This is a genomic window from Paenibacillus dokdonensis, from assembly GCF_004916975.1.
In the GTDB taxonomy this organism is placed as follows: Bacteria; Bacillota; Bacilli; order Paenibacillales; family Paenibacillaceae; genus Paenibacillus_AQ; species Paenibacillus_AQ dokdonensis.
This window is the reverse complement of sequence record NZ_STGQ01000001.1, coordinates 2427158-2438793: the sequence shown is the minus strand read 5'-3', so window position 1 is coordinate 2438793 and position 11636 is coordinate 2427158. Positions and strand designations below refer to the sequence as shown.

The 11636-nt window shown below is 44.3% G+C and carries 9 protein-coding genes; 2 read left to right on the top strand and 7 right to left on the bottom strand.

The features are described 5' to 3' along the window. Positions 1 to 29 precede the first annotated feature (29 nt). The 4 genes from E6W40_RS11250 to E6W40_RS11235 form a co-directional block, all read right to left on the bottom strand. The gene (locus E6W40_RS11250; protein WP_136605551.1) at positions 30 to 950 is read right to left on the bottom strand and encodes a carbohydrate ABC transporter permease; all 921 of its coding nucleotides are present in this window, start codon (positions 948 to 950) and stop codon (positions 30 to 32) included. 32 nt (positions 951 to 982) lie between these two features. Beyond that, positions 983 to 1933 (bottom strand): ABC transporter permease, encoded by a 951-nt coding sequence (locus tag E6W40_RS11245; protein WP_136605550.1) that lies wholly within the window; start codon positions 1931 to 1933, stop codon positions 983 to 985. A 14-nt stretch (positions 1934 to 1947) separates the two neighbouring features. After that, positions 1948 to 5007: an alpha-mannosidase gene (locus E6W40_RS11240; protein WP_136605549.1), complete on the bottom strand. Its 3060-nt coding sequence runs from the start codon at positions 5005 to 5007 to the stop codon at positions 1948 to 1950. 371 nt (positions 5008 to 5378) lie between these two features. Then, the gene (locus E6W40_RS11235; RefSeq protein WP_136605548.1) at positions 5379 to 6539 is read right to left on the bottom strand and encodes a GntR family transcriptional regulator; all 1161 of its coding nucleotides are present in this window, start codon (positions 6537 to 6539) and stop codon (positions 5379 to 5381) included. A 303-nt stretch (positions 6540 to 6842) separates the two neighbouring features. On the opposite strand from E6W40_RS11235, the gene E6W40_RS11230 reads away from it, so the two are divergent. Then, complete coding sequence (locus E6W40_RS11230; protein ID WP_136605547.1) at positions 6843 to 8093, top strand: MFS transporter; 1251 nt, start codon at positions 6843 to 6845, stop codon at positions 8091 to 8093. Between the two features lie 99 nt (positions 8094 to 8192). Here E6W40_RS11230 and E6W40_RS11225 read toward each other — a convergent pair whose 3' ends face one another. Further along, positions 8193 to 8579, bottom strand: coding sequence for a VOC family protein (locus E6W40_RS11225; protein ID WP_136605546.1), 387 nt, complete (start codon positions 8577 to 8579; stop codon positions 8193 to 8195). A gap of 1310 nt (positions 8580 to 9889) precedes the next feature. Between E6W40_RS11225 and E6W40_RS11215 the strand changes: the two genes are divergently transcribed. Continuing rightward, positions 9890 to 10156: a helix-turn-helix domain-containing protein gene (locus E6W40_RS11215; protein ID WP_136605544.1), complete on the top strand. Its 267-nt coding sequence runs from the start codon at positions 9890 to 9892 to the stop codon at positions 10154 to 10156. 133 nt (positions 10157 to 10289) lie between these two features. Here E6W40_RS11215 and E6W40_RS11210 read toward each other — a convergent pair whose 3' ends face one another. Beyond that, positions 10290 to 10748, bottom strand: a complete 459-nt coding sequence (locus E6W40_RS11210) for a DUF2269 family protein (RefSeq protein ID WP_136605543.1) — start codon at positions 10746 to 10748, stop codon at positions 10290 to 10292. Positions 10749 to 10761: 13 nt separating this feature from the next. Beyond that, on the bottom strand, positions 10762 to 11490 hold the full coding sequence (locus E6W40_RS11205; protein WP_136605542.1) for an NAD(P)-dependent oxidoreductase: 729 nt from the start codon (positions 11488 to 11490) through the stop codon (positions 10762 to 10764). Between the last annotated feature and the right edge of the window lie 146 nt (positions 11491 to 11636).

Here is an 11636-nt window from a genome sequence, read left to right as displayed (position 1 = left end):
TATATAAAAGGCTTAGCCTTTTATACCAACTACTCCTTAAGAGAACCTACCAACACGCCTTTTACGAAATACTTCTGAAGAAATGGATACACGCAGATGATCGGTGTCGTGATAATAATGACGAAAGTCATCCGCAAGGCTTCCGGCGTTACACCTCGCAGCTCCATTTGAGACTCGGTCATGTTTTGAATAGCAGATCCGCTATTTCCCGACGACGAGGTCATCGATTGGAAAGACGCTTCGCTGATCATCTTGTTCAGGAACGTAGCTGCAGGCTGCAGTTTTTCATTCTGTATGAAAAACTGACCGGTAAACCAGTCATTCCATACGCCCACCCCGACAAACAAGGCAATGGTAGCAAGCACCGGCATCGAAAGAGGCAGTATGATTCTTGCAAATACCGATAGCTCGCTTGCTCCGTCTATTCGGGCTGATTCCGACAGACCTTCAGGGATCCCGTCGAAGAAGGTTTTCATAATAATCGCATTGAAAAAACTATATAGGGATGGCAATACCAACACCCAAAACGTATCCAGGATATGTAATTGCCGGTACAGGATAAAAGTCGGAATAAGCCCTCCGCTGAACAAAGTAGTAAAGAAAAAGAAGAATACAATATATTTTCTTCCGGGCAAACCTTTCCGCGAAAGTGCGTAGGCTAATAAGGCCGTCAAAAAAACGGAGCCAATCGTTACCACAAGCGTTCGGGAAACGGAAATATAAAACGAATTTAAGATCAAAGGATTGCTAAAAGCTTTAGCATAGTTTTCTATAGTAAATACTCTAGGAAAAAAATAGATTCCACCCTTCATCGCATCGTATCCGTCATTGAAAGAAAGGGCCAGAAAATAGATAAATGGATAGAGTGCCGTAGCGCAGAATAAAAGCAGCACTGAATAGTTCAGCGTCGAATACAATATATCTGCTGGCGTCAGCCTTCTTACACCCATATACACACCTCCTCATCTTCAGGGCTAGCTTATTACCATAACGATACATCACTCACGCGTTTGGATATTTTATTTACAGCCACAATGAGAAACAGCGAGATCGCAGACTTGAATAAACCAATGGCCGTGGAATATGCTAATTGCCCCTGTTGGAGGCCTGTTTTTAAGACATACGTGTCCAGGATCTCCGACACGCTTAATGTTGCTGGGGACTGCATCAACCAGATTTGGTCGAAACCCGCGTTCAGTATTCCGCTGAGGGAGAATATGAGCAATATGGCTATCGTTGGCGTCAGGCATGGAAGCGTGATCTTAAATAGTTTGCTCCATCGACCTGCCCCGTCGATTTCCGCAGCTTCATACAAGTGTGGATCGATATTCGTTAACGCAGCTAAATAAATGATCGAACCCCAGCCTATACCTTTCCAGATGTCGGAAATGATGACGAGTGGGTAGAATAATTCCGGCTTCCCCATAAAAAAGATAGGATCCAAACCCATTTGGTATCGAATGTCATTGATAAGCCCCACGTTCGGAGACAGGATTTTTTGAAGTAAGGTAACGACAACGACCCACGAGACGAAATGCGGTAGATAGGAAACGGTTTGAAACACTCTTTTGAATTTTTTGTGCATGACTGCATTGAGCATTAAGGCTAGGATCAATGGAGCCGGAAATCCGAAAATAAGTTTAAGGGCACTAATGGATAACGTATTCCGGAGTACATTGTAAAAACTGGAATCGTTTAAAAACTGTTCGAAATATTTAAAGCCTGCCCACGGACTCCCTAATATCCCCAAATTGAATTTGTAATCCTTGAACGCGATTAAAATGCCGTACATCGGATAGTAAGCAAACACCAGAAACCATATAATGGCAGGAAGGATAAATAAATAGATATGCCTGAAACGCCATATTTTCGTTAATTTCCTGTTCTTTTTTAATTGTTCAAATCCAGGGATAGCAACACCTTTGGGTACCATACTCCGAACACCTCCTACTTCTTCGTCGTATCGGATAGAGCGGTCAATCTTAGGGTCTTAATCTCGAAAGGTGCGAAGGTAAGCCTCAGTGTCTGTTCGTTGATATCCAGCGGCTCTATACGCTCTTCCATTAAATCGGCAAGCCATGCTTCAGACATCTGAAAGCCTGTGTACAGGTTCGTCTGGATCCGGGCTCCTGCCGTTTCATATAGTCTAATGATGATATCTTCGCTGTCCTCCGCCAGTTTCACGGTTTCGATCATGATGTTATGGCGGTCAAGCTTCAGGAACGAATCCATTCCGTGTAGCTTAGCTGCAGAGCCAAGGCCGGTGGTTTTCGATGTTTCGACGGTACGAAGCGGAACATTTAATTCATAACCGCGTTTATACACTTCTGCTTGAACATGGTCTTCCTTATGCGGATAAAGCGAGTATATGAACGTATGCTTCGCGCGATCTGCCTCGGGATCCGGATAACTCGGACTTCGCAGCAGGTTCATGTCAAGAACGTTGTTGTCCGCGCGGTGACCGTATTTGCAATCGTTAAGCAGCGTGACTCCGTAGTCCGGCTCGGATAGATCGATCCAATGGTGGGCGCAAATTTCGTCTTTCGCATAATCCCACATCGTATTGCGGTGTGTCGGCCTTTTAATATATCCGAACTGAATCTCACAGTTGGCGTGATCCGAATGGACATTCACCGGGAAGGATGTCCGGAGCATTTTACCCGATTCCTTCCAATCGACTTCCGTTACGAAATCAATTCTTCGGCTTCCTGCGGTAAGAACGACTTTCTGTGACAGGCTGGTTTGCCCGAACCTGTAACGGATCAGCAAACCGGAAGTCGGACCGTCGACGAAAGATTCTAATCCTTCAATCATCAGCGTCATTCCACCGGACTGCCGGTAGGTAGGCGGGAAATCCCAAGCATCGCCTTCATCATGGTATATGCGAAGGTCATTGGCTTTTTCCCCTGGGAGGATGACTTCTCTTGCGTGTTCCTTGTCCCAGATGGACATGATTGCGCCGTCCGTGCTAAACGTCACTTTAAGAAGGTCGTTCTCCGCCGCTCGCTCGTTAAGCGATACCTTCATCTCCGGCCATGTCGCATCTTCGTTTATGATCGAAACCATATGGGAATCTCCCGAGATGAAGCCCATTGGCGGTACGCGCAGCCGCAGCCATTCTTCATCCAGCTTTAGCCACTCTTCCCGCTCCCATGGCAATGAATTGAATATGGCGATGCTATTTTCCTTCCGATCGTCTAAGCCCATTGAACTGGCTACGGATATATAGCTCGCTGCAATCATTCGCTCGACTTGTTCGAGCATCGTTTCGTACCGTTCTAATGATTCGTCATAAACCCGTTTAATCGAAGATCCTGGAAGGATGTCATGAAATTGGTACAACAGCACTTCCTTCCAAATTCTGTCCAGCTCCACAGATGGATATTTGTTTCCATTTGTCATCCAAGCAAGTACGGAGGCAAATTCAAGCTCGCGTAATGCTTTTTCCATTTTCCGGTTGAAACGTTTGTTTCGCGCTTGGCTTGTTAAAGTTCCTTGATGTTTCTCCAAATACAGCTCCCCGCGCCATGATTGATAGAGCCGGCTGTTTTCGGCAAGTTTTTCAAAGAATCGTTCCGAGGGTTCTTGTACTACCGGAGCTAATCCAAGCAGATTTTTTTCTCGGCTAAGCCTCTCTAGATGCTCCTCCCCAGGACCGCCGCCTCCGTCACCGATGCCAAACAGCATCAGACATCGATCAGAGATGTTCTTATCTAAATATTCCTTTTCAGCTTTCATAATGGACCTAGGTGCAGCGGGGCTATTATAGGTATCTTCTGGCGGCATATGGGTGAGTACCCTAGAGCCATCGATCCCTTCCCAAAAGAACGTATGATGGGGGTGGCGGTTGTACGTGTTCCAGGAAAGCTTCTGGGTCATCATGTAATTGACTCCGGATTTCTTTAAGATTTGGGGCAAACTAGCGGAATATCCGAACACGTCAGGCAACCATAACGTCTTTATTTCGTGACCGAACTCTTGCTTGAAATATCGTTTTCCATATAAGATTTGCCTAACAAGCGATTCCCCCCCCGGCACATTAGTATCCGATTCAACCCACATTGCGCCTTGAGGTTCCCACCTTCCTTCCTTGATTCTTTCTTTGATCTCCGAGTACAGATTCGGATAATATTCCTTCATCCAATCGTACAATTGGGGCTGGCTCGCACCGAATACATAATCTGGATAACGTTCCATCATTCGAAGTGCTGTCGAAAAAGATCTCGCTCCTTTGCGGATTGTCTCCCTTATCGGCCAAAGCCATGCAAGGTCGATGTGCGCATGGCCGATAGCACTGATCGTAAGCACTGGATCGCCTCCGCGCATCGTCAGTTCCTTACCCAGAATACGGCGCGCTTTTGCTACCTGTTGATCGGATAGCTCCGTTAATAGCAGTGAAACATCGGACAAAGCACGGTAAATCCTCTCCTTTCGGGCGGAACCCGCTGGCAGATTCTCGGCGGTTTCAATCAGCACTTCCGCGTCATAATACAACTGTCTAACTTGCTCCCGGCAAATAGCGATGACCGCTTCCTTCAATGTTCCGCTCCGGAAATGCCCGAATAGATCGTTGCTGCCGGCATCGCCCCATAGGTCGATCGTTTCCTCACCCGTTGACGACTCGCAAATGTGCACGACACGTTTTCCCGGAAGACCAAGGGAGTAATCAAACTCCGAATTCATATTTGTGAGTCCCTGTTTTGGGGTGCCTTCATGATCCACGACGCATAATTCGCCGTTCACGTCAATGAGCAGCACGACTTTCGTGCCTTTTGCTTCCTTTGGCACTTTGCCTGTGAAATGAAACCACCCGCAGTCCCATAGTTTCCCCCATCGATCTCCAGCTCGGAGTTCTAATCTTTGCCCTGAACACCTCTCAGCATATTGAACCGGTTCTGGCGTCACCCAGACGGTAACGTTTAAATCCGAAAGTGGAACATAAATGGACTTCTCCATGCGGCATAACATTGATTTGAAAGATTCCGGTCTTACTTTTTCGTAAGGCATATATCGACCGTCCCCCTTATTAAATGCAAGCGGTTTCATTTGTATGGTTTAAATATATTCAATATGGTGTAGGAATCATTCCATAATTTCCTCATTCAAATAAAAAGTAACCTTAAGGCTGAAGAAAAAAGGTTCTGGCGGTTTCATTTGATAATGAATTAGGGGTTTTCAGGCGCCTTTTTATTCCTTGGTATGGATTCATTATATTCAATATATACAGGGGGATCATTATGGGGGATTCATGAGAGTAAGTTGTAGTTGATGTAGTTGAAGAGTCCGGGCAGCTCTCGCTTCCTTTGTCAGGTTCGAATCGTAAGTCTGTCGGACTCTTTATTTAGTTACATACATAATAGGGAGAAGCGGGGCTGACATCATGAAACGGTGAAAACGTTTTTCCCCGTCGTCTCGCCAATCACCAATTCCGGCTCCACTAGGGTTTTAATGTGTTTTCCGTGATGCCCGTCATCACTGTTAATCACCTCAAGCAGCGTGCAAGCCGCGCGGTAGCCCATATCACGTTCAAACTGTTTAACATGCGTGAAAGTGCTGTATCCTTCGATGATGGAAGTCGGATCGTCAAAACTGATGATGGATATGTCCTCAGGCACCTTCAATCCAGCTTGCCGTGCAATCTGATAAATTTTCACTCCAAGACTCCCATTTAGCGTAATATAAGCCGTTGCCATTCGATTTTGGATATAGCGGTACAACGGATGTGTTTCAGCTTGCTCGAGACTTCCGATTTCAAAACCGGTTACGATGTGGGCAGGGTTAATTAGAGAGCCCTTTTCCTTAAACGCATTCATATATCCATCGATCCGCTCTTGAACGGTAACGGTTTGTAATGGCGAATCGGAGCATATGGCGATATCACGATGCCCCAGCTCCCACAGGTAATTTACGGCCATGTTAACGCCTAGCCTACCGTCTGATGCTATATAATGAGTTTCCACCCCTGGAAGGTAACGATCGATGAGAACGAACGGAAATCCCGCAAATTTCATGCTTAATATTTCCTCGTTGAATAGTTCCTCATCAACCGGGAAAATCAGTAACCCTTCCACACCGATTTTGCTGCATGTCTGGATAGCCTCTTTTTCCTTATCAATGTTGCCCTCCGATAAATAGATAACGAAGCGGTAATCGTTCTCATTTAATGCTTGCTGAATACCATGCACAAGTCGAATGGTGAAATAGTCATATATGCTGGGCATAATTAGGCCGATCAACCGTGTCCGCATTTCTCCGCTAGTTTTACGGGTTTGTTTTACGGTACTTTTAGGAGCTGTCGTCAGAATTTCATATTCTGGATCACTTACAAAAGTCCCCTTTCCGGGCACCCTATTGATGATTCTTTCGTTAACCAAACCGGACAGGGCATTGACGACAGTAATCTTGCTTACTCCGAAACGCTCCATGAGTTCCTTTTCCGTAGGTATACGGTCTCCAACCTTTAATGCTTGCGACGTTATCAAGTCGCGTATATACTCTTGCACCATCTGATACAAAGGTATTCTTTCCATAGAGTTCATCCGAATCACCACATTTCAATCAATATGTTCAATATATAAATTACGAAAGTCGCTAGCGTTTTATTCCTCCACATCCCCTTGGATAATCTATTAACAAGTGCATCCGCAATACCCCCTTGTCACAAAAAGAAAAGACAAGCTCTCTCAAAAGAAAGCTTGTCTGATTTACAATCATAATGCATTTATTGAAAATATTTTTTCAATGTCCTACTTAGCATTAGGATGAGGCTGTTTTTACTGGAATATTAAAATAAAGATCGAAATATTGTCATAATTATAGGTAATTCACAGGGGGGACTGTAGTTGAACGCAATTGCCAAGCGACATCGTTTTACAAATCGCTACACCGTATTAATCAGCTTCACGATACTGGCAGGGATCAGCCAAATGCTCTGGCTTAATTTTGCTCCCTTGATTACCATGCTGGAAACAACTTATCATGTGACGGAATCGGATATCAACTGGCTGCTGATTGTATTTCCGCTCATTTATGTGCTTCTTTCTATCCATGCCGGAATCGTCATCGACCGCAAGGGCTATCGGTTCGGGATTGGAATCGGCGGCTTAATTATGGCCATATTCGCCTGTGTTCGGATTATGGATTACAGTTTTATGTGGCTGCTGATTGGGCAGATTGGGATTGCCATTGGGCAGCCGTATGTGATAAACGGGATTTCCAAGCTAGTGGTCGATTGGTTCGGTCAAAAGCAGCAGGCAATGGCGACCGGAGTGGGAACCGTTGGCATGTTCGCAGGTATGGCTCTTGCGCTTGCGGGTACACCGATAATTGTTGACAAGGCTGGACTTCAAATGACAATGGTTATTTTTGCGGTGATCACGATTGTGTCGGCAGTGTTCTTTGCGCTTGTAGCTTATCCAAAGCCGCTCAATAAGCTGAATAAACAGATGATGAGTGAATCCGACGGTATCAGCTGGCGAGATTATATTCCACTGCTGCGCAATCGGCAGCTCCTCTTGATTTCGGTCATTGCGCTGCTCGCACTCGGCTTCTTTAACGGTCTGACCTCATGGCTTGAGCCAATTCTAAAACCAAATGGCATTGATGCCGAAGGGGCGGGCTTGATCGGGGGAATGCTGATCATTGGAGGTATCGTTGGTTCGAGTATCATTCCAGGTATATCCGACAAGCTTGGTACGATGAAGCCTTTCCTGTGGATTAGCTGCCTAATCTCCATTGTGCTGGTCTATTTGATATGCACTATGGATCAATTTATGCTTCTGCTTATTTTGGGCGCTGTGCTCGGATTTATCTTCCTGCCCGGTTACGCTTTGCTGTTGTCGTATACGGAGCGTCTGGCCGGTGAGCGGCATGCCGGAGAGGCGACGGGACTGATTATGCTGACCGGCAACCTGGGAGGCGTGCTCGTCATATTGACTATGCAGCTAGTAAAAGGGGACAGTGATTCGTGGATCAACTCGGTGTATTTGATGATGGGATTGCTTGTGTTATGCGTGATTCTGGCACTTAACATCAAGGAGCGCCGCTCCGCTCCTTTGAAAATCAATCATAAGCGCAATACCCATTCGCAATAAGCCTGCATATATGAAAAAGAAGCAGAACGTTCCTTCTTGGTGAGGCGCTGTTCTGCTGGTTGAACTATTTATTGTTTGATTCCCTTTCTTTTCACACAATTAATCGCGGTTTACTTTGTAAATTTCAATGATATTTTTATCCGGATCATAAAAATGCACAACTCGCGAACCCCAATCATTTCGATTATGAGGTTTATTTATAAATTCGATACCCTTATTTTTTAAGAGATTATAATACTCGTCAACATCCTTCACTTCAAACTGAATGATAAATTTTGCTTGCTGAATGATTGATTCTGTGGGTTGATATTCATCGAAGAGGGCTTCTAACATTTTCTTTTGCGAAAATAAAGCGATGTTTATTTCCTCAAAATATGCGTATTCCTGTTCGTCATCATGCCACCCCTGAAAACCAAGGATGTCTCGGTAAAACGCAAGGCTTTCCTGGAAATTAACGACACATAATCGTATTGCATGAAATTCCATAGTTATTCCCTCCAAATAGAATTGTTCAGTGTGGTATCTTCACAAATCGTCATGGGTTATAAATTCTTAACATCAGCTCGTTCAATCTCGTGCATAGCGGAACAGTTCGCCTGTGGCGGCAAATAATCCTTCCTCTTCTTCGTTTCATTTTATTTTAAGGAGCACTCTGCAGCTCCCTTGCCGTAGATCACACTCTGTATGTACCTTGCGCCCGTGATCACGGTTATGATTATATCGGATGAATAATTTCCACTGTATGACCTCTTTTCATGAAAAGAACCTTCATTTCTTTGAAGGTTCTTTGTTGCCGATTTCTATACCTTTTGTCAATATAGGCTGTCTAACAAGATACAAATATAAATTTACTTCGATATATGGTTAGAGTATTTTCAGTAAAGAGTAGGTATTGGAGGACATGAGACAGCGTTGATTAAACTTGAGTTAAATCCATAAAACGACCAATATACCCCATTCCATCGATAACCTGAAACTTCTCCATATTCAACCCGTGTTGGGTAAAACCAGAAGCTTTCCCCATTCCATAGCCAGACATAAGTGTATTCAAACATGCAGTCAATTATATAAGAAACAGCTGGTTTTGGCGGGACGAAAGTTGGGGGCGGAGACTGTGGCGTAAAGGTCATTTTGATTTCACTCCCTATAAATGGTTAATTCGTTAAGTAACCGTCGAGATCAGCAGGATTGGTCATCTTTTTTCTAGATATGATATGTAGGTGAACAACTAAATGAATGTGCAGATGCCTAATTGCTAAAGGAGATACTCTGCAGGCTCGTCCACAAGTAAGCCAATGTACCTCCCTTACGTCTTCTTCTCACCCCCTTCTTCGTAATCATCAACCTTAACCTTACGAGAGAGTCAAGTACTAATGAACTAGGTATCCCTGATCCTATATATCGCAATACCCCGTAAACAACAGCTGCATCATTAGCGGAGCTTTTTCAACAAGTTGGGGCTCGCCCTTTGCTCTTTAACTTTAGATATTGCTTCGTTTATGCTATCTAATTCTTCTTTTAACACACTTATATTGTTGACTCAGAAACAAAATGCATTATGATTTTATTGTTTCCTGATTCAACAATATTGAGGTGAACTATGTACACTGATGAAGAATTAAGCCGTATTTTTAATCGTGTTTCGGAAAGACATAACCTGCTCAAAAGATGGAAGAGAAAAACTACAAGTTCATGCACGATAACACGTTTATGGAAGTTCACTGCATCGATTTCATCGAGGAAATGCAGGATCCAAACGTGTCCAAATTGGTCACGCGAGGCGCCCCATTAGCAAGGTGACAAAACGATTAATCGAGATCGGGGCGATCGAGAGCTACCAAAAACCTGATAATAAAAAGGAGATTTATTTCAAACTTACGGATATCGGAAGAGAAATTTATCGGGAGCATGAAAAAATGCATGAAATGAGAATCGAAAAAGACAGCGGATTTTTCAGCCCTTTAAGCGAAGCCGAGAAGGAAGATATGATCCGTATGTTACACAAATTCTACGGTCAAATCGCTGAAGAGTTAAAAAAAATGGGATTGGATAATTACGTCTGATAAAAGGAGTTTAATATGGATGGTATATGTTCTTGTCTTCGGGTTTGGACAAGAACATTTATCTTTTTAAACAAAAAAGCCGCAGCTACGCGGCTCTTTAGCATGTACGTTCTTGTCATCTACATCAGCATCTTTAAAATGGCTTAACGACCATAAGCACCAATATGGCAATCATCAGCAGTTGTGCCACCATCTCAATAGGTACAATCTTTTTTAACAGCAGTCCGAATTCGGCAGGTATTTCATTAACTTGGTCTTGACGTTCAGATATGATCTTTCTGATCTTTTTCATACGCGGCTCAATCCATCCGTCAATCATGGCGACCATGAGCAGCGCTAAGAGAATGGATACATTCAGCCACATTTGGGATAACCCCATCTTGGTTATGATCATAAGGCCAACCCCGGTTAGAATAAGTCCGGATCCGCCAATTTTAGTAATGATGGCCAGTTTGGTCGTTATACCTAAAACAAAGTGCAGCTGGCCGACAGTTCTAGCGGATCGCCGAATGATGGGCGTCACGAAAGCGGGGCCAATAAAAACGATCGAAGACAATATATGCAAAACGAGCAGTAATCCAAATAAACCCATGATCCTCTTCTCCTCAACGCACCGGAATATTGCTTTGATAGGCTAGACCGACTCTTTTCCTTTTAAACGCTCCTTCGAGCTCAAGATGCTCCAACATACACGTTACGACATCGTCATAAGCAACATTTAGCTCTTGAAATCTGCTGAACAAGTGACCGGCTATTTCTGCCTCAGAAAATTCCTTGATCGTCTCCGGCATCGGAACGGGTAAGATTTCCGTTGTTACATGTAATTGAGCCGAATCTGGATGCTCTCTCGAATCCATCATGGTTCCCGGACACATCATGGTCCAGTCGAGCCCAGTCCGTTGCAGCCTTTCGAAATTCCGGTTGTGATTTTTATACTCAGGTGGAAAGCCAGGTAAATTGTTGCCGATATGATCAGTATAAGGAATATTCAGCAGGCCAGCTCCTCCCATGACCCATACCCGCCCATTGAAACTGGGCTCCAATTCACATTGGCTTATAATGTTATCGACGATACGAACAAACTCTTCCCCCCGCCCCGCATGGCCGGCTGCAATAATAGCGGCGTTTTGATGCGCAAGCGCCTCCCTGACGCTCACCGGGTCCATCATATCGTCCACGATCACCTTCACATGCTTTGCGGAATGCTCACCAAGCTGATCATAAAGCTTCTCAGAATTTCGTATAAATGCGGTCATTTCATTCCCCATCTTTATCCCTTGTGCCAACACTCTTTTCCCTGTATTCCCTGTCGCTCCAAAAACAATGATTTTCATTGTTCCTTCCTCCTCTTCATGGGTCCCAATTTTTGGTTAGCTCAAGCTTAGCATCGCTTCAAAAGGATGTTAAGAACCCACTTTAAAGTAGGGTACTTACTTAAAAGTAAGCATCACGGAAAGGGATACCCTAATTCGTTCATTTC